The sequence below is a fragment of the Geodermatophilus obscurus genome, assembly GCF_900143215.1.
GTDB lineage: Bacteria > Actinomycetota > Actinomycetes > Mycobacteriales > Geodermatophilaceae > Geodermatophilus > Geodermatophilus obscurus_A.
This window is the reverse complement of record NZ_FRDM01000015.1, coordinates 37,523-57,341: the sequence shown is the minus strand read 5'-3', so window position 1 is coordinate 57,341 and position 19,819 is coordinate 37,523. Positions and strand designations below refer to the sequence as shown.

Below are 19,819 nucleotides of genomic sequence, written 5' to 3'. Positions count from 1 at the left end.
TCGGATGCCCCAGGTGCTGGGGTCTGCCACGCTGGAGACGATGACGACCGCACAGAACCGCGCCGTGCTCACCGACGCCGAGGAGCGCGCCCTCCGGGCCGCGCCCGCACCCGCCGAGGAGGCCCCCCGCTCCGACGAGGGCCGGGACGAGCCGGACGAGACGACCGGCTCCTACGCGCTCGAGGCCCGCGGTGCGCTGCGCCGCGTCGCCGGCCTGTCCACCGAGCTCGCCGACGTCACCGAGGTCGAGTACCGCCAGCTGCGCCTGGAGCGCGTCGTGCTGGTCGGTGTCTGGAACGAGGGGACGCAGGCCGACGCCGACCGCTCCCTCGCCGAGCTGGCCGCCCTGGCCGAGACCGCGGGCTCGCAGGTGCTGGAGGCCGTCAGCCAGCGCCGCGACAAGCCCGACGCCGGTACCTACGTCGGGTCGGGCAAGGCCGCCGAGATCCGCGACATCGTCGCGGCGGCCGGCGCCGACACGGTGATCTGTGACGGCGAGCTGACACCCGGCCAGCTCAACGCGCTGGAGAAGATCCTCAAGGTCAAGGTGGTCGACCGGACCGCGCTGATCCTCGACATCTTCGCCCAGCACGCGTCGAGCCGGGAGGGCAAGGCGCAGGTGGAGCTGGCTCAGATGCAGTACATGCTGCCGCGGCTGCGCGGCTGGGGTGAGTCGCTGTCCCGGCAGGCCGGTGGACGGGTCGCCGGCGGTGGCGGCATCGGCACCCGCGGTCCGGGTGAGACGAAGATCGAGACCGACCGGCGGCGGATCCGGGCGCGGGTGAGCAGGCTGCGCCGCGAGATCGCCGGCATGGCCACCGCCCGGGCCACCCAGCGCTCGGCCCGCGGGCGCAACGCCGTCCCGAGCGTGGCGATCGCCGGGTACACCAACGCCGGCAAGTCCAGCCTGCTCAACCGGCTCACCGGCGCCGGCGTGCTGGTCGAGAACGCGCTGTTCGCGACCCTGGACCCGACCGTGCGCCGGGCGCAGTCCCCGGACGGTCGCGAGTACACGCTCACCGACACCGTGGGCTTCGTGCGGCACCTGCCGCACCAGCTCGTCGACGCCTTCCGCTCCACGCTGGAGGAGGTGGCCGCCGCCGACCTGCTGCTGCACATCGTCGACGGCTCCGACCCCGACCCGCTGGGCCAGATCGACGCGGTGCACGTCGTCCTCCGGGAGATCGACGCGGCGGCGGTGCCGGAGCTCATCGTGGTCAACAAGGTCGACGCGATGAGCGAGGAGGACGTCCTCACCCTGCGCCGGGCCCTGCCGGGCGCGATCTGGGTGTCGGCCCGCACGGGCAGCGGCATCGAGCAGCTCCGCGAGGTCGTCGCGGCCCGGCTGCCGCACCCCGACGTCGAGGTCGACGTGCTGGTGCCCTACGACCGCGGCGACCTGGTCGCCCGCGTGCACCGGGACGGCGAGGTGCTCAAGGAGACCCACGAGGCCGGTGGCACCCGGCTCAGCGCGCGGGTGGACGGCGCGCTGGCTGCCGCGCTCGAGGGGTTCGCGACGCCCGTCGCCTGACACGCTCCCCTGGTCGAGCGAGGTCACGGTCAGGTCACGGCCCGGTACCGTTGCCGCGTGACCAGTGGCGCGGTACGGCGGCGTCCCGGGGCGAGTTCCTCGGACGCCGCCGCCGGGCCGGAGGTCCCCGTGGGCCGCCCGCCGCGGTGGCTGGTGCTGCTGTCGGGGATCGTCACCGTCGCGGTGACCGTCGACCTGCTCACCCGCGGCGTGCTCGAGCGGATGGACCTGCGGGTCTCCGAGGTGGTCAGCGTCTGGGACCTGAAGGACTCGGCCGCCTACTGGCCGGTGTGGGCGGTGACCCAGCTCGGCGGGCGCGGCTTCATCCTGATCGTCCTCGCCGGGCTGGTCGGCTACCTCGGGTGGCGGTTCCGCACCGTCGTGCCGCTGGTGCGGGTGCTCCTCGCGCTGGTGCTGCTGACCGCCGTCGTCTACTCGTTCAAGTACGGGACCGGACGCACCGCCCCGGCCTACCCCGGGTCCTTCTTCCACCGCGACGGCGCCTCCTACCCCTCCGGGCACGTCGCCAACGCCGTGCTCATGTGGGGGGTCGCCCGCTGGCAGGTGGTGCAGTACCGGCTCGCGGCGTGGGTGCAGCAGACCGCCCGGGTGCTCAGCGTCGCCGGCCCGGTGGCCACCGGCGTGGCCATGGTGTCCCTGGACTTCCACTGGGTCACCGACGCGGTCGTCGGGGCAGCCGTCGGCATCCTGCTGCTGGGCGTGGTTCACGTCGTGGACCACGTCGTGGTGTCACGCTGGCCCGGTGCCCGAGCAGGCCGGTCGTCCGCGTAGCGGAGCCAGGGGGCGACGTCTGGCGGCCGGGACGGGCCTCGCGCTGACGCTCGTCCTCGGCACCGCCCTGCCGGCGTCCGCGCAGGCGGTTGACCCCGCACCGCCGCAGACGCGCTGCCAGCTCACCGACCCCCGCCTGCCCGAGGTCTCCGGGCTGGTCGAGGTCGGCGACCGGATGCTGGTGCACAACGACGGCGGCGACTCGCTCGACGTGTACGTGCTCGACAGCACCTGCGCGGTGGTCACGGTGCACTCCGCGCCGGTCGACCCCTACGACCCGGAGGACCTGGCGCTGGCCGTCGACGGGACGGTCTGGCTCGCCGACACCGGCGACAACACCGGGACCCGGTCGACGGTGGCCCTGCTGGCCCTGCACGCCGACGGCAGCAGCTCGGTCTTCCGGCTCGCCTACCCCGACGGACCACGGGACGTCGAGGCGCTGCTGCTCGCCCCCGACGGGACGCCCCACCTGGTGACCAAGGAGGTCCTGGGGGCCAGCGCGGTGTACCGGCCGGCGTCGCCGCTCGTCGAGGACGGCACGGTCGGGCTCACCGAGGTGGGGAGGGTCGACCTCGTGCTCACCGGGACGCCGGGCGGACCCGTCGGCCGCGCCGGGCAGCTCATGGTCACCGGCGGCGCCGTGTCGCCCGACGAGCGGTGGGTCGCGCTGCGCACCTACACCGACGCCTACGTCTGGCCGCTGACCGGGTCCGACGTCGTGGCGGCGCTGGCGGGCGAGCCCCGCCGGGTGGCCCTGCCCGAGGCGGCCCAGGGCGAGGCGGTGAGCTTCACCAGCGACTCCGCGGCGCTCGTCGTCGCAGGGGAGGGGCTGCCCAGCGACGTCACCGTGGTCCCGCTGCCGGCTGCCCCGGCCACGGACGCGGCGTCGGCGGGCGGCTCGGTCACCGGCCTGCTCTCCGCCGACGACGGGCCGCCCCCGGTCGCGGCCGCGGTGGCCGCCGCCCTCGTGGCCGGCGTCGTGGTCTGGCTCGGCGGCAAGCTCGTCCGCCGGCGCGACTGACGCCGCGCCGACGGACTGCTGGCCCCGTCCCGGGGTCCGCCCCGAGCCCTGACGGCCCCCTTGCAGGCAGAAGGACCCCGTCCTCCTCACCGCTCGCACGCTCGCGGCGAGCCTCTGGGACGGGGCCTGGCGCGAGCCTGCGAGTGGCGGGGGGCAAGGGATCCTTCAAGGGGAGGACGGGGTCCTTCTTCAGACCCGGCGCAGCACCGTGACGACGCGGCCCAGCACGGTGGCGTCGTCCCCGGGGATGGGCTCGTACGCGGGGTTGTGCGGCAGCAGCCACACGTGCCCGTCGCGCCGCTTGTAGGTCTTCACCGTCGCCTCGCCGTCGATCATGGCGGCGACGATCTCGCCGTTCTCCGCGGTCGGCTGCTGCCGCACGACGACCCAGTCGCCGTCGCAGATGGCCGCCTCGACCATCGAGTCACCGGTGACCTTGAGCATGAACAGCGTCCCCTCGCCGACCAGCTCACGGGGGAGGGGGAAGACGTCCTCCACGGCCTGCTCGGCCAGCACCGGGCCACCGGCGGCGATCCGGCCGACCAGCGGGACGTAGGTCGGGGTGGGGCTCACCTCGGCTGCAGCCGGGGTGACCGCCGTGGGCGCCGGGGCGCCGGAGCCGTCGCCGGGCAGGCGCACGTCGAGCGCCCGGGGCCGGTTCGGGTCGCGGCGCAGCCAGCCCTTCTTCTGCAGCACGCTGAGCTGGTGGGCCACCGAGGAGGCCGACGACAGCCCGACGGCCTCGCCGATCTCGCGCACCGAGGGCGGGTAGCCGCGCCGCTCGATGGAGTCACGGATCACCTCGAGCACCCGCCGCTGCCGCTGGGTGAGCCCGTCCCCGGCCTCACCGCGGTCGGGGAAGGTGCGCACCGACGCCGCCTCGGCCGGCTCCGGTGCGCCGGCCCGGCTCCCGGACGTGCGCCGCGACGAGGTGCCGCCGCCCCGGACCCCGCTCCCCGACGTCCCGCTCGTGCCCGCCACGTCTCCTCCTCGCCGGCCGTGTCGCCACGGCCCTGGTGTCCTGCGCCCGCCGGAGGCGCCGCGGCCGGGCGCGGTTCTCGACGGAGCCCGCGTCCGGCCCGGCCCCGCCGGCGCCCGGAGGCGACGGCGGACGGGTGCTGGTCCGGACGGTAGCGCCTCGGCGCCGGTACTTCAAACGTGTGTTCGAAACAGTCGCGAGGCGCCGGGTCGACCCCGTCGGCGAGATGCGGTAGACATCGAACGGACGTTCGATCGAACGCGTGTTCGATCCGGCCCGGGGAGCGAGGAGGAGTGGTCATGGCGAACGTGCGGCAGGCCGTGCTGGAGTTCGACGCGGCAGTACGGGTCCCGTGGCGGCCGTTGCTCGAGCCGGGGGCCGTCGGCGGTGCCCCCGGGTCCGGGTCTGCGACGGCCGGGCCCGCTCGGGCGGCGGGGCCGGCGGCGCGGTCCGTCCTGCCGGGTGCCGGCCCCCGGGTGGCCGGGCACCTGCGGCCGGTCCCCGACTGCCCGGCCGCGCCCGGGCCGCGCGGTGCCGGTCCGGACACCGCCGCGCCCCGCACCCGTCGTGACCCGGCGCGCCCGGGTGGTCGGCCGCTGCGGTCCGCACCCGCCGGAGGTGCCGTCCGCGGCGGGTGGGCACCGGTGCCGGTCTCCGTGCGGCCGACCCGCCGCGGGCGCCGGTTCGCCGCCGCGCTCGCGCTGGGCGCCGCCGTCGCCCTCGGGGCGTCGATCGCCCCGCTGGTCGACGGGGTCGACGGGGGGCTGCGCCTGGCCGGTGAGAGCAGCGTCGTCGTCCAGCCGGGGGACACGGTGTGGTCGATCGCGGGGGAGGTGGCCGGGGGCGGCCAGGACGTGCGCGTCGTGGTCGACGCCATCGAGGAGCTCAACGACCTCGAGGGTTCCGTCGTCGTGCCGGGGCAGGTCCTCGAGCTGCCCTGACCGGTCCGTTCCCGCCTCGTGCAGCGACGCCCGAGGTCGAGGAGCGACAAGACGCGGTGCTGATGTTCGTCAATCCGTCGTGCCGAGTCGTTGACGCACTGTGACCGGCGGCGGATCTACGGTCGGAGTCGTGTCAGCGATGTCAGGCAGCCGGGCCGCCGTCTTCACCCAGCAGTCGCAGAGCGTCGAGGTGTGTCTCGAGGGCGCCTGGTGGCCGGGGTCGCTGCTGGGTTGGCGGCACGACGGCAGTGGTGTCTGCGAGGTCTGGGTGCGGGTGACCGTCGACGGCGCCGACCGCGAGACCTGGACCGACCTCGCCCAGGTCCGCCTGCCGGTGACCCGCCCCGCTCCGGCGCTGGTCCCGGACGCCGGTGTCGACCCCTTCGCGGGTCTCGCCGAGGAGCTGCTCCCCGGAGCCTCGGCCGGCCCGCTGCTGTCGCTGAGCGAGGCTGCTGCCCGTGAGCAGCGGGTGGCCGGCGTCCTCCCGGCGCCGGCTCCGGTGCGCCGGCGCCGTCGTCACGGCGGTGACGTGAGCGCCGAGATGCCCGCGGTCCCCGCCGGCCAGTCGGCCGGCCGTCACCGGGCCTCGGCCGTGGCCGGCCGCCACCGCGCGACCGACGCACCGACGCAGCCGGCGGGGACGCCGCAGGCGGAGACCGCCGACGCGACGGTGCTCATGCCGCGTGCGACGGAGGTCGACTGCCTCACCCGCCCCATGCGGCTCGGCGACCGCGTGTCCCGTCCCCGCCTCGCGCGCCCCGACGCGGCCCTGCGCACCTGACGCGACCGCCTCCGGGGCCTCTCGGCCCGTCACTCGTCACACCCTCCAGCACGCTGCGCGACCGCTGCGGTGCCTTCTGCGGCGTGTCGCCGGGGCGGGTGTGACGAGTGCGCGCCGGTGGTCACGATGTCGACTCGGCGGACGACGCGCCGTGGGTTCCGGCTTGCAGATCTAGTAGAGCCCGGCCTAGGGTTCCCCTACATCTAGTAGTTGCACTGCTGTAAGTCCGTCCACAGGCCGATCCTCAGGTCCTCCCCACGACGTCCACCGGATGTCCCCAGGGAGGTCCACAGTCGGCCTCCCGGCTCTGTCGCACCGGCCGCTCCGGCGGTCCCCGCGGCACCCGGGCGGAGCCCGCAGCGGGCGTGTCCGGAGGGGAGAGTCCGTGCGCTGCCCCTTCTGCCACAACCCCGACAGCCGGGTCATCGACTCGCGCGAGGCCGACGAGGGGGCGACCACCCGTCGCCGCCGGTCGTGCCCCGCGTGCGGGCGGCGCTTCACCACGGTGGAGGAGGCCGTCCTCGCCGTCGTCAAGCGCAGCGGCGTGAGCGAGCCGTTCAACCGCAGCAAGGTGGTGGCCGGCGTCCGCCGGGCGTGCCAGGGGCGGCCGGTCGACGAGGACCAGCTGCAGCAGCTCGCCCAGCAGGTGGAGGACGCCATCCGGGCCACCGGTGCCGCGGAGGTCCCCAGCAACGAGGTGGGGCTGGCCATCCTGCGGCCGCTGCGGGAGCTGGACGAGGTCGCGTACCTGCGCTTCGCCAGCGTCTACCGCGCGTTCACCTCGCTCGAGGACTTCGAGAAGGAGATCACCGAGCTGCGGGCCCGGCACGTCGCTGCCGGCACCCCGCCGCTGCCCGGCATGCAGGACCCGCCGGCCCGCCGGCGGGGTGGGGGGCGCGGCCAGGCCGCCTCCGGCGGCAGCGCCGCCGCCACCTGAGAACTGTCAGCACCACCCGCTACAACAACAGGCGGCTCTCTTCCCCAGCCGCCGCATGCCCACGACACAGGGAGAGCTCCGTGACCGAGACCGAGGATCGCTTGTCGGGTCGTACGCGTCGCGCCGCCAAGGCGCCGACCAGGGGGAAGGGCCTGAAGGTCAAGCGTGTCTTCACCACCGCCGGGGTGCACCCGTACGACGAGGTGACCTGGGAGCGTCGGGACGTCGTCATGACGAACTGGCGGGACGGCTCGATCAACTTCGAGCAGCGCGGCGTGGAGTTCCCCGCCGAGTGGAGCATCAACGCGACCAACATCGTCACCACGAAGTACTTCCGCGGCGCCGTCGGCACCCCGCAGCGCGAGACCAGCCTGCGCCAGCTCATCGACCGGGTCGTGCTGACCTACGGCGCGGCCGGCCGGGAGCACGGCTACTTCGCCTCCGAGGGCGACGCCGAGGTCTTCGAGCACGAGCTGACCTGGATGCTGCTGCACCAGTACTTCAGCTTCAACAGCCCCGTGTGGTTCAACGTCGGCACCAGCGCGCCCCAGCAGGTCAGCGCCTGCTTCATCCTCGCCGTCGACGACACGATGGACTCGATCCTCAACTGGTACCGGGAGGAGGGGCTCATCTTCAAGGGCGGCTCCGGCGCCGGCCTGAACCTCTCCCGAATCCGCTCTTCCAAGGAGCTGCTCTCCTCCGGCGGCACCGCCTCCGGCCCGGTCAGCTTCATGCGCGGCGCCGACGCCTCCGCCGGCACCATCAAGTCCGGTGGGGCCACCCGCCGCGCGGCCAAGATGGTCGTCCTCGACATCGACCACCCCGACATCGAGGAGTTCATCGAGACCAAGGCGCGCGAGGAGGACAAGATCCGCGCGCTGCGCGACGCCGGGTACGACATGGACCTCGGCGGCAAGGACATCACGAGCGTCCAGTACCAGAACGCAAACAACTCCGTCCGGGTCTCCGACGAGTTCATGCGCGCGGTGGAGGACGGCACGGACTTCGGGCTGCGCGGCCGCATGGACGGCTCGGTGATCGAGACCGTCGACGCCAAGGAGCTGTTCCGCAAGGTCACCCAGGCCGCCTGGGAGTGCGCCGACCCGGGCATCCAGTACGACGACACGATCAACGACTGGCACACCAACCCCGAGACCGGGCGGATCAACGCGTCCAACCCCTGCTCGGAGTACATGAGCCTGGACAACAGCTCGTGCAACCTGGCGTCGCTGAACCTCATGAAGTTCCTCAAGGACGACGGCACGTTCGACAGCCGCAACTTCGTCAAGTCCGTCGAGCTGGTCATCACCGCGATGGACATCTCGATCTGCTTCGCGGACTTCCCGACCGACCCGATCGGTGAGACCACCCGGGCCTACCGGCAGCTGGGCATCGGCTACGCCAACCTCGGCGCCCTGCTCATGGCCACCGGCCACGCGTACGACTCGCGCGGCGGCCAGACCCTCGCCGCGGCGATCACCTCGCTGATGACCGGCACCGCCTACCGCCGCTCGGCGGAGCTGGCCGGCATCGTGGGCGCCTACGAGGGCTTCGCCCGCAACGCCGACGCCCACGCCCGGGTCATGCGCAAGCACGCCGCAGCCAACGACGCCATCCGCCCGGTCGGCGCCGATGACGCCGACGTGCTCAGGGCCGCGACCGCCCAGTGGCAGGAGTGCCTGGAGCTCGGCGCCGACTTCGGCTGGCGGAACGCGCAGGCCTCGGTGCTCGCCCCCACCGGCACGATCGGCTTCATGATGGACTGCGACACGACCGGCATCGAGCCGGACTTCTCGCTGGTCAAGTACAAGAAGCTGGTCGGCGGCGGCTCCATGCAGATCGTCAACCAGACGGTCCCGCGGGCGTTGCGCAGCCTGGGCTACCAGGACGAGCAGATCGAGGCGATCGTCGAGTTCATCGCCGAGCACGGCCACGTCGTCGATGCTCCGAGCCTGCGCCCGGAGCACTACGAGGTCTTCGACTGCGCGATGGGCGAGCGGGCCATCTCCCCGATGGGCCACGTCCGGATGATGGCCGCGGTGCAGCCGTTCATCTCCGGCGCGATCAGCAAGACGGTGAACATGCCCGAGACGGCGACCGTCGAGGACGTCGAGAACATCTACTTCCAGGGCTGGAAGCTCGGTCTCAAGGCGCTGGCGATCTACCGCGACAACTGCAAGGTCGGCCAGCCGCTGTCGGATGCCAAGGCGAAGAAGGCCGACCCCAAGGTCGAGGCCGCCGCGCCGGTCGTCACGACGTCGCACCCGGTGCGCCGCCGGCTGCCCAAGAAGCGGCAGAGCATGACGACGTCGTTCAGCGTGGCCGGCGCCGAGGGCTACATGACCGCCGGGATGTACGAGGACGGCAGCCTCGGCGAGGTGTTCCTCAAGCTGGGCAAGCAGGGCTCCACCCTGGCCGGTGTCATGGACGCCTTCTCGATCTCGCTGTCGATCGCGTTGCAGCACGGTGTGCCGCTGGAGACCTACATCCAGAAGTTCACCAACATGCGGTTCGAGCCGGCCGGCATGACCGACGATCCGGACATCCGGATCGCCCAGTCGGTGATGGACTACATCTTCCGCCGCCTGGCGCTGGACCACCTGCCGGTGGAGACCCGCGCCACCCTCGGCATCTTCAGCGCCGAGGAGCGGGCCGCGCAGGTGTCGGGCTACGGCTCCTCCGCGTCGACCGCTGCGGTGGTCGAGGAAGAGGAGGTCGACCTCGAGGCGCTGCGCAGCTCGGCCCCGACCGAGGCGCCTGCCAAGCCGGAGCCGAAGGCGGAGCCGGTCAAGGAGGCCCACTCCTCGGCCGAGCTGCTCGAGCTGGTCACCGGCACCGCCACCGACGCGCCGCTGTGCATGACCTGCGGCACGAAGATGCGCCCGGCCGGCAGCTGCTACGTCTGCGAGGGCTGCGGCTCCACCAGCGGCTGCAGCTGATGTAGTCAGCCAGCGGATGTCCCGCTGAGCCGGACCCGGATGTCCTGATCTCGGACCGGAGCGTCACGGGTTCGTCGGGGTCGACATTCCACGGCTTGGCAGCACGTCACCGGCCCGGTGCCCTACGCGAGGGCGCCGGGCCGGTCGCGTTCCTCCGGTGGGGCCCGTCGACGTTCGGCGCCCTCAGTGAGTGCGTGGCGTGGCGGCAGGAGGTCCTCGTCGAGTTCCCGGGGAGGTCGAACTGCTGGGCCGTCGGTGGCCGCGGAGCGCGCCGGGCGGGATCAGTGCCGCCCCGCACCGGTACTGCGCGAACCGCGCCGCCGTGCTCCGCGGTGCCGGGAGCGGCCGTCGACGAGCTCCGTGACCGAGACGTCGGGGCACGGCGGCGAGGTGCCCTTGGCTGTGGAGTCGCTGGCGGACGTCACCTGTGTCGGCCGTCGTCACGCGGACCGCAGGCGCGGGCTGTGAGCAGCCGGTCGCGTCCATCGCTGGACGGCCGCATGCGCAGGACGGGCGCCGGCTGTCGCAGCCGGTCTGGACCGGGTCCCGTCGGACGTCCGATCGGCCCGATCAGGATGCCCGCTCGCTCATGCGGCTACCGGTCGTCGCAGGTTCGCGGCTCCAGCACCGGTGCTGGTTCGTCAGCGGCGGTGGGCCCCGACGGCGCCGTCAGCGGCTCTGCTTCCTCGGGTGCATCAGCTGCTGCATCTGCGCCGCAGCCTGCTCCTTCTCCCTGCGTTCGCTGCGCTTGGCCTTGATCGCCTTTCCGGACTTCTTCGCGGAGTGAGCGTCGTGCGGTGACTTGTCAGTCATGGCGGTTCCCCTCGGCAGGCAGCACACGCTACGCCCTGGAGGACCCTGGAGCGGGCTCGCGGCGGTCGCGGCATGACCCAGATCAAGGACCGGCCCCGCCGAGAATCCCGCGGATCGCAGCGTTGCACCGCTGGGGCGCCTCGACCGCACTGACATGACCGACGCCCGGCAGGCGGAACCAACCTGGTGGATCGGCTGACCGGCCGGTGCCCGGCCCGTCCCAGGCCACCACCGTGAAGTCCTCGGACAGTGCTTCGAGCCGGCGACCCCAGGTGCCGCGCGCATCGCCCGCGAACCCGTGCAGGGACCAGCGGCGGCCCGTGCCCGCGCGTTCGTAGCCGATGCGGAGCCGGCCACCTCGACCTCATCCACGGCGACCTCCATCCCTGGAGCTCGCGACGGCGAGGGAGTGGTGCTCTTCCGGGCATGACCTGGCGAGCGGCGGGTGAGGCTCGCCCCGACAGCGGCTGAACCCGGCCGGCGGGACGTCTACTCGGCCCGCGGTCATGCTCACGCCGCAGCCGGGTCCCGGGCCACGGCCGTCGGAGCCGATCGGCGGGCGGGTGCTGCCCTACCCTCAGCCAGCACGAGGGCGCCGCCCTGCGCCGGCACCGAGGAGGCGCCGTGACCGACACCTCGCGCGGGCGCACCCGGCCTGAGGTCGGGGCCGCCGCGGTGATCCGCACCGAGCTGGCCCAGCTGGCCGACCCGGAGCGGGCCGCGGGCATGGCCCGCTACTTCCAGGCGCGGCCGGGCGGCTACGGCGAGGGCGACCGGTTCCTGGGGATCGCGGTACCACCGCAGCGGCGGATCGCTCGGCGGCACGCCGCGGCGACGACGCCGGCCGGCGTCGAGGAGCTGCTGGGGAGCCCGTGGCACGAGGAGCGGCTCACCGCGATGTTCGTCCTCGTGCACCGCTTCGAACGGGCGGACGACGACGAGCGCGACCGGATCGTGGAGCTCTACCTCGCCCGGCGGAACCGGGTGGACAACTGGGACCTGGTGGACGCCTCGGCGCCGTACCTGCTCGGGCCCTGGCTGCTGCTCCGCGACCGCGCCGACGACTGGGCCCTGCTCGACGAGCTGGCCGCGTCGGCGTCGGTCTGGGACCGCCGGATCGCGGTGATGGCCACGTTCGCCGGCGTCCGGGCGGGTCGTCCGGAGACGACCCTGCGGTTGGCCGACCGGCTGCTCACCGACCCCGCGGAGCTGGTGCAGAAGGCCGTGGGCTGGATGCTGCGGGAGGTCGCCAACCGGGACCGCGCCTGCGCGGAGGCGTTCCTCGGGCCGCGCTACCGGCGGATGCCGCGCACGATGCTCCGGTACGCGATCGAACGGCTACCCGCGGACCGGCGCCGCGACTACCTCGCCGGGCGGGTCTGATCGCCCGGCCTGGGTTCATGCGAGCCGGTCGGTGTCCCGCCGGTCGACGGTCTGGGCCGTGACGACGGCTGCAGCAGGCGGCACCTCTGCTCCGCCGTGGGTCCCGGCCCCTCGACGGGCGTGGGTGGCCGCCGTGCGAGCATCCAGGACGTGCTGTGGCGGGGGCAGGGGGAGTTGCCCCGTGAGGTCGGCATCCTCGCCGTCGTCGCCTTCGTCGTCGCGCTCGGCTTCGGCATCGTCGCACCCGCCATCCCCCTGTTCGCCCGGTCCTTCGGCGTCGGGACGACGGCCGTCGGGCTCGCCATCAGTGCCTTCGCGTTCTTCCGCTTCGTCTCCGCCTTCGGCGGCGGTTCCCTGGTCGAGCGGTTCGGCGAGCGGACCGTCCTGTCCGCCGGCCTCGTCATCGTCGCCGTCACCACCGGCCTGGCGGGTCTGGCGGCGTCCTTCCCGCTGTTCCTCGCCCTCCGGGCGGCCGGCGGCGTGGGCAGCGCCATGTTCACCGTCGCCGCGCTGTCGCTGCTGCTGCGGGTGGCCCCGCCCTCGCACCGCGGTCGCGCCGCGGCCACGTGGCAGGGCGGGTTCATCCTCGGCGGGATCGCCGGTCCGGCGGCCGGCGGGCTGCTCGCCGAGCTGTCCCCGCGCCTGCCCTTCTTCCTCTACGCCGGCTTCCTGCTGCTCGCCGGCTCGGTCGCCATGGTGCTGCTGCGACCGTCCGTGACGACGCAGCGCTCGACGGCACCCGCGGCGACCGGACCCGGCCTCGCCGCCGACCCGGTCGGCCTGCGGACGGCCCTGCGCTCCCGGGTCTACCTGACGGCGCTGGTGGCCAACCTCGGCGTGGGCTGGGTCCTCTTCGGCGTCCGCAACTCGCTGGTGCCCCTGTACGTCACCGAGGAACTGGGCCGGACCGTCGCCTGGGCCGGCGCCGGGCTGCTCGCCGGCTCGGTGGCGCAGGCGCTGGGCCTGCTGCGGTCGGGGCGCCTGGCCGACACGTGGGGACGGCGTCCCGCGCTCGTCCTCGGCGCCGCGCTGGCCACGACCTCCATGGCGGCCCTGGTCCTGCCGCCCCTGCTGTGGGTCTTCCTGCTGTCGATGGCGCTCTTCGGTCTGGCCGCCTCCTTCCTCGCCAGCGTGCCGGCGGCGCTGGTCGCCGATGTCAGCCCGGCCCGCGGCGGCCGGGTGGTGGCGGTGTTCCAGATGTCGGCCGACCTCGGCGCCATCGTGGGACCGCTCGTGGCCGGCTGGCTGACCGACGTCGTCTCGTACCAGGCGGCCTTCGCCGTCACCACGGCCGTGCTGGCCGCCGGGCTCGGCGCCGCCCTCACCCTCCCGCGGACATCCGGCGCGGCCGTCCGCGGCTAGCCCGCACCGGCTCACCGCGGCGTCGCCGAGGGTCGCGTGGCGGCCCGGCCACGGTGATGAGCGAGGTCACAGGACGATCACGCCGGATCGCTTCCCGTCACGGGACGAGGGCGCCGATGACTTCTCCGGTCATCCCTGCAGCCATCCGGCTGCCGCTCACCGACGAGCGCCCGGAACCGGTGTGCGGCTGCTCGGCCCGCCGGTGGCCGCGCCCATCCCGCCCCACCCGAACGGAACCCCGCTCCACCATGATCGCCGCCCTCGGCTCCCTCGCGGCCGCCCTCAGCATCACCGTCGTCTGGCCCCAGGTCTGGCTCTCCTGCCGGCACGGCCGCACCCTCGGTCTCTCCCCGACGGCCGGCTGGCTCGCTGTCGGCCTCAACCTGTGCTGGCTGACCTTCGGCCTCCTCGTCGGCGACGCCCCGCAGATCGCGACCCACGCCGTCGTCGGCGCCGGCAACACCGCCGTCCTCGCCGCCCTGCTCCTCACCCGGCCGCACGCGCGCTCGGTGCGGGTCCTGGTGCGCACCGCGGCCGGAGCCGCGGCCCTCGCCGCGCTCGTCGCGGGCAGCGTCGCCGCCGTCCTCCTCGGTGCGGACGCGGCGCCGGTCGCATCCGCGCTCGCCGCGGTCGCCACCGTCGTCGGCATCGTCGCCGCGCTGCCCCAGCTGGTGGGCATCCTCCTCGACCGCAGCCAGGACCTGTCCGGCATGTCCCCGGCGCGCTGGTACCTCGGCACCGGCTCCTGCGCCTCCTGGACCGCCTACGGCTGGCTGCTCGACCAGCCGACGGTCTGGCTGTCGGCCGGCTTCGGCCTGGTCTGCGCCGTCGCCACCTGCGTGGTCCTGCGCACCCGGCGGCCGGCGGCCCCCGTCGCTCCCGTCGTCCGGCTGTGTCCGGCGGCGGCCCCGCGCAGGGCGCTGGCGGCCGCCGCCTGAACCCCGTCAGTTCCGGCGTGCAGGCACCCGACCGGAGGGCCGGCGTTCCGGACGGCGACCGGCGTCCGCCGCACCAGCCCGGCGGTGCGCTGCCCCGCGGCCTGGACGTCGTCCCTGGTGGTCACGGGGCCACGGTGCGGAGGGGGCCGGCCACGGGTGGGACAGTGCCGGGGTGAGCACCGGCGACCTCGACGTCCTGCTGGCCCGGCTCGGACCCGGGGTCGCCGACCTGGTGCGCGCGGCCGACGAGCTGGTCCGGGAGGTGGACCCGGACGTCGTCCGGGTCGTGTGGCCGCACCAGGGCACCGTCGGGTACGGCGTCGGCCCGGCCAAGAACAGCGAGCACTACGCCTACCTCGCGACGTTCGCCCGGCACCTGAACCTCGGCTTCAACCGCGACGCGTCCCTCGAGCACGGCGGCCTGCTCGACGGCACCGGCAAGGCGTTCCGCAAGCTCACCGTGCGCAGCGCCGAGGACCTCGGCGATCCCCGGCTGTGCCGCTGCTGCGCGCCGCCCGCGCGGAGCGGCTGGCCGCTCTCGACCGCAGCCGGCCCGGCGACGCGCGTGGAAGAGGTCACGCCGAGGGGCTGTGAGCAGGCCGCCGCGAGGCCCTCATCGCGCGACGGCGTACGGCGGGCCGGGCAGGACGCCATGGAGGTGGCGCGTCGGTGCGCGGCACCCTGGCTCCACGCATGCCCCGCCGGCACGGGACACGGACGCCGGTCTGATGATCATGCAGGGCAACGCATGATTATGCTGCTCTCATGTCCGCGGTCCTGGTCGTCCCGCTCGCCGTCGCTGCATCCCCCGTGACACCGCAGCGCGGCCGACCTGCGCGGCGACGTCCCGCGGTGTCGTGATGGCCGCCCTCGACGTGCGGGCCTGCTTCCTGGGTGACTCCTTCACCGCCGGCGTCGGCGACCCCACGGGCGTGGGCTGGGTCGGCCGGGTCGGGGCGGCGGCCCGCCGCGCGGGCTGGGACCTGACCGGCTACGTCCTCGGCGTGCGCCGGGACACCTCCGTCGACGTGGCCCGGCGGTTCCTCGCCGAGGCGTCGTGGCGGCTGCGCGACGGCGACCGGTACGGCGTGGTCGTCGCGATCGGCCTCAACGACGTCGTCCTGGACGACGGGCACCCGCGAGTGGCGCCGGAGCGGTCGCTGGCCGCGCTGACCGAGGTGCTCGACGGGGCGGTCGTGCGGGGCTGGCCGGCGCTGGTGGTCGGTCCGCCGCCGGTGTCGGATGCGGGGGAGAGCGCCCGGGCCGCTGACCTCACCGCCGGGATGGCGGCGCTGTGTGCTGCACGTGGCATCCCCTTCGTCGACACGACGGGGCTGGCCGCGGACCCGGTGTGGATCGAGGAGGTCGGCGCCGGCGACGCGTACCACCCGTCCACCCGCGGCTACGGCCGTCTGGCCGCGCTCGTCGAGCCGGTCCTCCTGCGGTGGCTGGCCGAGCAGGTCGCGGCTCAGTAGCGGGCGCGCAGCTCGTCGACGTAGCGGGCGGTGACCGGGACGGCGATCCCGTGCCTGGTGGCCGCGCGGACCACCGCGCCACCGATCGCGTCGAGCTCGATCGGCCGGCCGGCGGCGGCGTCCCGCTGCATCGACGAGCGCATGCCCGCGGGGACGCCGTCGAAGAAGTCGACGACCTGCTCCTCGTCGGCGGGCGCTCCCTCGGCGCGGGCGACGGCGGCGACCTCACCGACGATCGCGACCAGGTCCTCCCGCCGGGACTCGCGGACCTCGCCGGCGGTCGCCTGCGCCGCGGTGGTGAGGAGGGCCAGGGGCGCCAGGAAGTTCAGCTTGCTCCACAGTGCGGCCTGCTCGTCGTCCCCGACCCGCGTGGTGACGCCGGCCTGGTGCAGGGCCCCGGCCAGCCGCCGCACCCGCTGCTCGAGCCCGCCCACGGCGACGAGGTCGACGGTCACGAACGGGCTCCCGTGCTGGACGACGCCCGGCTCGGTGCGGGTGCTCTCGACGCGGATCGTCGCCGGGACGACGCCGGCCTCCGGGTAGCGACGGCGCAGCAGGCCGACGTGCTCGACGCCGTTGAGCAGCGGCACGACGAGCGCGTCGCCCGGGACGTCCGCGGGCACGCGGTCCAGGGCGTCGTCCAGGTGGGTGGCCTTGACGCACACGAAGACGACGTCGACGGGGGTGGTCAGCCGCTCGGCGGCGTCCACCGGGGTGGTGAAGTCGCCGAACTGCCCGCTCTGCACGCGCACGCCCGCCGTCCGCAGCCGATCCGCCGTCCCCGCGCTCGCCAGGCAGGTGACCGCCGCGCCGGCGCGGGCCAGCAGCGCTGCCAGCAGGCCGCCGACCCCGCCGGGGCCGAGCACCGCCACGTGCAGTCCGGTCAGGGCGTCCTGTTCGTCGGTCACGGCGGACATGCAAGCAGACGCCGGCCGGGTGGAACTGCACCGATACGAACGCCGGACCGTGCGGGGCGGGTCGACGCCGCACCCGACGCGCTGGCTGCACTCGCCGCCGCCACCGACGCCCAGCGCGCGGAACTGGCCGGCTACTGCACCAGCGACCACCGCGGCGACCACCAGGCACCCGTCACCACATCCACCGGGCTCACCGCGGTCACCACCCCACCCCCGTGCTGAGCCGAGTGGCGTCCCGACGTGACCTCAGCCGGCAGCAGCCTCCCGCAGCAGCCGCTCGTAGCGGCCCTCCGTCGAGGAGGGTTCCAGGTCGCCGAGGAAGACCGCGACGACCTGTGCGCCCGGCCGGTCTGCGACCTCGGCACGGACCTGACGCCAGACGGCGAGGTTGGGGTGCTCGTAGACGGTGCACGCCTCGGCCGGGCGCAGCAGGTCGATGGCCTCCTGCAGGCGCTGCTCGTCGAGGAGGTACGTCGCCGTCCCCCGGACGTGGCCGCACACCGTCGCCAGCACGACCGCGGGCAGGAAGTTGGCGCCGCGGTTGACGCGCGGGAACACCTCCTCGGCCGTGGCGTCGCCGTCCGCGGTCAGGCCGACCGCGTAGGCCGCCGGGCGCTCGTAGCCCTCGATCGCGTTCTCCAGCCGCTCGCGCGCGGCCGCGATCTCCTCGGTCGTCGTCCACCGTTCGTCCGTCACGGTGTGCAGTCTCGCGCCCGGGCTCCCGGCGACGGCCGGCGGACCGGCCGGCTGGTGGGGACGGGCATGCCTCCCCACCCGGCCCGCACCAGGACGCGCCCCGTTCGCCCCGGGAGCCCGAGGCACGTCCAGCCGGTCGCCGACCACGCGGTCCGCGTGGTGGTGGCCGTCCGCGCCCTGATGGCCGGCCCCGCGCCGCCGGGCACGGGAGCGCGAGCGGCAGCGGCGCGCCGCCGCACGTGGGGCGCGCCTCCTCGACGACCGAGGCGCCGGCTACTCGCCCAGGTGCACGGCCATCAGGACGTCGTCGACGTACTCACCGTCCAGGAGGAACTCGCCGCGCCGCACCCCCTCCACCTCGAAGCCGCAGCCGGTGTACAGCGCGAGCGCGCCGGGGTTCGTGCCCAGCACCTGCAGGGTGAGCCGGTGGGCGCCGCGCCGCCGGGCCTCGTCGATCGCGGCGAGGAGCAGCGCCCGGCCCACGCCGCGCCGCTGGAAGGCCGGGTCGACCGCCAGTCCGTTCACCTGGCGGACGTGCCGGTGGGACGGCAGGTCCGTCGGCCGGCGCAGCTTCACGTAGCCCACCACCGCGCCGTCGAGCTCGGCCACGAGGACGTCCTCCGGGGGTCCTTGGCGAAGAAGTCGGCGTGCTCGTCCCACAGCGGCCCGGGAGCCACGGCCGGCGACCAGGTCATGCGGTCGAGCGCTGCCAGCAGGCGCTCGTCGTCCCTCGTCGCCGTCCGGATGGTGGTCACGTGCCGAGTCTGCGGGATGGGAGGTGACGGGCTCCGAGGTCCCGGTCACCGCGCTGATCACGGGTGGCGATGAGTTGGCGCCGGCCGGCCGGTCTCCCGTGCAGACGACGAGGACGGGAGGGCCGATGGCCAGGGTCGTCGCGGGGATGACGGTGTCGCTGGACGGCTTCGTCCAGGACGAGAACGGCAGCACGGACGCGCTCTACCCGGATCTGGCCGAGCTGCAGGACTCGGCCTACGTGAAGGCGCTGCAGGAGCAGACCGGTGCGGTCCTGATGGGCCGGCGGACCTTCGACATGGCCGGCGACACGGACGGCTACGCCGACAGCTACGAGCTGCAGGTGCCGATCTTCGTCGTCACCCACACGCCGCCGCCGGTCGCGCCGAAGCGCAACGAGCGGCTGTTCGTCACCTTCGTCACCGACGGCATCGAATCGGCCGTCGCGCAGGCCGCCGAGGCGGCGGGGGAGCGCGCCGTGAGCGTCGTCGGCGGGGTCGACGTGAACCGTCAGCTGCTCGCGGCGGGGCTGGTCGACGAGCTGCACGTCGACGTCATGCCCGTCCTCCTCGGCGCCGGTCTCCGGCTGTTCGACGGCACGCCGCCGCTGGTGCTGGAGAAGCTCGGCGTCGACGAGGCGGGCGCGCGCACCAGCCTGCGGTTCCGCGTGGTGCGCTGACCGGCGTCACAGCGTCGCCCAGAACCGTTCGAGCACGGCGGCCGAGCGCTGCGGGTCCTCGACCATCCACCAGTGGCCGAGGCCGTCGAGCACCTCGACGCGGGCACCGGCGCGACCCGCCGCGCGACGCCGCTGCGCGTCGGAGCCGACGAAGGCGTCCTCGGAGGGGAGCAGGGCCAGCCCCGGCCGGGCGGCAGCGGCCTCCAGCGACCGGCCCGCCTCCGCCATGGCCGGCTGGGCGGCCGAGCGGTAGAGCGCCAGGACGGCCCGGCCCATGTCCTCGTCCTGCCCGGCGGCCATCTGGTCCGCGGTGTCCGGCGGGAAGCCGAACGAGACCAGCCGCGCGGTCTTGTCGGCGAGGCTGCCGCCCAGCATCTGCGCGATCGACTCCTCACCGACACCCGGCTGCTGCCACGCCTGTGCCAGGTCGTGCCACACGTAGTCCGCGTCGAAGATGCCGACCGCGTCGCTGACCCAGCTGCGCAGCAGGTCCGGGCGAGCCATCGCCACGGTGACCACGTGGGCGCCACCCCAGTCGTGGCCGACGAGGTCGACCGGCTCGCCGATCCGCTCGAGCTCCCCGATCAGCCAGTCGCGGTAGTCGGGCATCGTCGCCCCGAAGCCCGCGGGCAGCGGTGCCCCGAAGCCGGGCGGGGCCGGCCGGACGACGTCGCGCTGCAGGCAGGCGACGAGCGGGTCCCACAGCGCCGGGGTCTCGGGGTTGCCGTGCACGAGGACGGTGGGTGGAGTCGTCACGGGAACCTCCGCTGCGGTGCCGGAACAGGTCCGCAGCCTGTACCAGACCGGGAGCGGACGGGGACACCGGACGTCCGGGGCGGAGACGAGGAGGCGCGGTCAAGACCATTTCGCCCACGGCACAAG

General features: G+C 74.5%; 20 protein-coding genes. 13 read left to right on the top strand and 7 right to left on the bottom strand.

The annotated features are described in order from the left end of the window. Positions 1-40: 40 nt before the first annotated feature. Genes hflX through BUB17_RS14900 form a run of 3 tightly spaced genes read left to right on the top strand, consistent with a single transcriptional unit; the run spans position 41 to position 3,344 of the window. Positions 41-1,531, top strand: a complete 1,491-nt coding sequence (hflX, locus tag BUB17_RS14910) for a GTPase HflX (RefSeq protein WP_072919357.1) — start codon at positions 41-43, stop codon at positions 1,529-1,531. Positions 1,532-1,588: 57 nt separating this feature from the next. After that, positions 1,589-2,323 carry a phosphatase PAP2 family protein gene (locus BUB17_RS14905; protein ID WP_244277229.1) on the top strand — a complete coding sequence of 245 codons (735 nt, stop codon included), beginning with the start codon at positions 1,589-1,591 and terminating at the stop codon, positions 2,321-2,323. Beyond that, the gene (locus BUB17_RS14900; RefSeq protein WP_175561376.1) at positions 2,295-3,344 is read left to right on the top strand and encodes a hypothetical protein; all 1,050 of its coding nucleotides are present in this window, start codon (positions 2,295-2,297) and stop codon (positions 3,342-3,344) included. Before BUB17_RS14905 ends, BUB17_RS14900 begins: the two co-directional genes overlap by 29 nt. A 189-nt stretch (positions 3,345-3,533) precedes the next feature. Here BUB17_RS14900 and lexA read toward each other — a convergent pair whose 3' ends face one another. Then, entirely contained in the window at positions 3,534-4,325 is a 792-nt protein-coding gene (lexA, locus tag BUB17_RS14895) for a transcriptional repressor LexA (RefSeq protein WP_072919283.1), read from the bottom strand. 297 nt (positions 4,326-4,622) lie between these two features. Here lexA and BUB17_RS28250 point away from each other — a divergent pair, with 297 nt between their 5' ends. The 4 genes from BUB17_RS28250 to BUB17_RS14875 all read left to right on the top strand — a co-directional run bounded on the left by BUB17_RS28250 (position 4,623) and on the right by BUB17_RS14875 (position 9,921). Next, positions 4,623-5,264 (top strand): LysM peptidoglycan-binding domain-containing protein, encoded by a 642-nt coding sequence (locus BUB17_RS28250; RefSeq protein WP_141243032.1) that lies wholly within the window; start codon positions 4,623-4,625, stop codon positions 5,262-5,264. Between the two features lie 130 nt (positions 5,265-5,394). After that, on the top strand, positions 5,395-6,045 hold the full coding sequence (locus tag BUB17_RS14885) for a hypothetical protein (RefSeq protein WP_141243031.1): 651 nt from the start codon (positions 5,395-5,397) through the stop codon (positions 6,043-6,045). 385 nt (positions 6,046-6,430) lie between these two features. Beyond that, complete coding sequence (gene nrdR / locus BUB17_RS14880; RefSeq protein WP_072919280.1) at positions 6,431-6,982, top strand: transcriptional regulator NrdR; 552 nt, start codon at positions 6,431-6,433, stop codon at positions 6,980-6,982. 80 nt (positions 6,983-7,062) lie between these two features. Next, positions 7,063-9,921 carry a vitamin B12-dependent ribonucleotide reductase gene (locus BUB17_RS14875; RefSeq protein ID WP_072919278.1) on the top strand — a complete coding sequence of 953 codons (2,859 nt, stop codon included), beginning with the start codon at positions 7,063-7,065 and terminating at the stop codon, positions 9,919-9,921. Positions 9,922-10,590: 669 nt separating this feature from the next. Here the strand turns inward: BUB17_RS14875 and BUB17_RS26895 are convergent. Further along, positions 10,591-10,734, bottom strand: coding sequence for a hypothetical protein (locus tag BUB17_RS26895; protein ID WP_175561375.1), 144 nt, complete (start codon positions 10,732-10,734; stop codon positions 10,591-10,593). Positions 10,735-11,358: 624 nt separating this feature from the next. Here BUB17_RS26895 and BUB17_RS14870 point away from each other — a divergent pair. The 5 genes from BUB17_RS14870 to BUB17_RS14845 all read left to right on the top strand — a co-directional run bounded on the left by BUB17_RS14870 (position 11,359) and on the right by BUB17_RS14845 (position 15,892). After that, positions 11,359-12,117 carry a DNA alkylation repair protein gene (locus tag BUB17_RS14870; RefSeq protein WP_083606348.1) on the top strand — a complete coding sequence of 253 codons (759 nt, stop codon included), beginning with the start codon at positions 11,359-11,361 and terminating at the stop codon, positions 12,115-12,117. Between the two features lie 150 nt (positions 12,118-12,267). Next, positions 12,268-13,479 carry an MFS transporter gene (locus BUB17_RS14865; protein ID WP_072919351.1) on the top strand — a complete coding sequence of 404 codons (1,212 nt, stop codon included), beginning with the start codon at positions 12,268-12,270 and terminating at the stop codon, positions 13,477-13,479. A 116-nt stretch (positions 13,480-13,595) separates the two neighbouring features. Then, positions 13,596-14,417, top strand: coding sequence for a SemiSWEET transporter (locus BUB17_RS14855; RefSeq protein WP_175561374.1), 822 nt, complete (start codon positions 13,596-13,598; stop codon positions 14,415-14,417). Positions 14,418-14,589: 172 nt separating this feature from the next. Further along, positions 14,590-15,231 (top strand): DUF1801 domain-containing protein, encoded by a 642-nt coding sequence (locus BUB17_RS14850; RefSeq protein WP_072919272.1) that lies wholly within the window; start codon positions 14,590-14,592, stop codon positions 15,229-15,231. A gap of 46 nt (positions 15,232-15,277) precedes the next feature. Beyond that, positions 15,278-15,892: a GDSL-type esterase/lipase family protein gene (locus tag BUB17_RS14845; RefSeq protein WP_072919271.1), complete on the top strand. Its 615-nt coding sequence runs from the start codon at positions 15,278-15,280 to the stop codon at positions 15,890-15,892. Here the strand turns inward: BUB17_RS14845 and BUB17_RS14840 are convergent. The 4 genes from BUB17_RS14840 to BUB17_RS26890 form a co-directional block, all read right to left on the bottom strand. After that, the gene (locus BUB17_RS14840) at positions 15,886-16,809 is read right to left on the bottom strand and encodes a ketopantoate reductase family protein (RefSeq protein ID WP_072919269.1); all 924 of its coding nucleotides are present in this window, start codon (positions 16,807-16,809) and stop codon (positions 15,886-15,888) included. The two genes, BUB17_RS14845 and BUB17_RS14840, sit on opposite strands and share 7 nt — an antisense overlap. Before the next feature lie 246 nt (positions 16,810-17,055). After that, complete coding sequence (locus tag BUB17_RS14835) at positions 17,056-17,505, bottom strand: hypothetical protein (protein WP_072919267.1); 450 nt, start codon at positions 17,503-17,505, stop codon at positions 17,056-17,058. Positions 17,506-17,778: 273 nt separating this feature from the next. Then, on the bottom strand, positions 17,779-18,114 hold the full coding sequence (locus BUB17_RS14830; protein WP_208983409.1) for a GNAT family N-acetyltransferase: 336 nt from the start codon (positions 18,112-18,114) through the stop codon (positions 17,779-17,781). Next, complete coding sequence (locus BUB17_RS26890) at positions 18,078-18,260, bottom strand: hypothetical protein (protein ID WP_175561371.1); 183 nt, start codon at positions 18,258-18,260, stop codon at positions 18,078-18,080. The genes BUB17_RS14830 and BUB17_RS26890 overlap by 37 nt, the downstream gene beginning before the upstream one ends. Positions 18,261-18,385: 125 nt before the next feature. Between BUB17_RS26890 and BUB17_RS14825 the strand changes: the two genes are divergently transcribed. Then, positions 18,386-18,937, top strand: a complete 552-nt coding sequence (locus BUB17_RS14825; protein WP_072919265.1) for a dihydrofolate reductase family protein — start codon at positions 18,386-18,388, stop codon at positions 18,935-18,937. 6 nt (positions 18,938-18,943) lie between these two features. Here the strand turns inward: BUB17_RS14825 and BUB17_RS14820 are convergent, their stop codons facing one another. Next, entirely contained in the window at positions 18,944-19,693 is a 750-nt protein-coding gene (locus tag BUB17_RS14820; RefSeq protein ID WP_072919264.1) for an alpha/beta fold hydrolase, read from the bottom strand. Between the last annotated feature and the right edge of the window lie 126 nt (positions 19,694-19,819).

Coding starts and splice junctions, on each gene's coding strand:
- hflX (WP_072919357.1), top strand. CDS start 41: ATGACGACCGCACAGAACCGCGCCGTGCTCACCGACGCCGAGGAGCGC.
- BUB17_RS28250 (WP_141243032.1), top strand. CDS start 4,623: ATGGCGAACGTGCGGCAGGCCGTGCTGGAGTTCGACGCGGCAGTACGG.
- BUB17_RS26895 (WP_175561375.1), bottom strand. CDS start 10,734: ATGACTGACAAGTCACCGCACGACGCTCACTCCGCGAAGAAGTCCGGA.
- BUB17_RS14855 (WP_175561374.1), top strand. CDS start 13,596: ATGACTTCTCCGGTCATCCCTGCAGCCATCCGGCTGCCGCTCACCGAC.
- BUB17_RS14845 (WP_072919271.1), top strand. CDS start 15,278: ATGGCCGCCCTCGACGTGCGGGCCTGCTTCCTGGGTGACTCCTTCACC.
- BUB17_RS14840 (WP_072919269.1), bottom strand. CDS start 16,809: ATGTCCGCCGTGACCGACGAACAGGACGCCCTGACCGGACTGCACGTG.
- BUB17_RS14825 (WP_072919265.1), top strand. CDS start 18,386: ATGGCCAGGGTCGTCGCGGGGATGACGGTGTCGCTGGACGGCTTCGTC.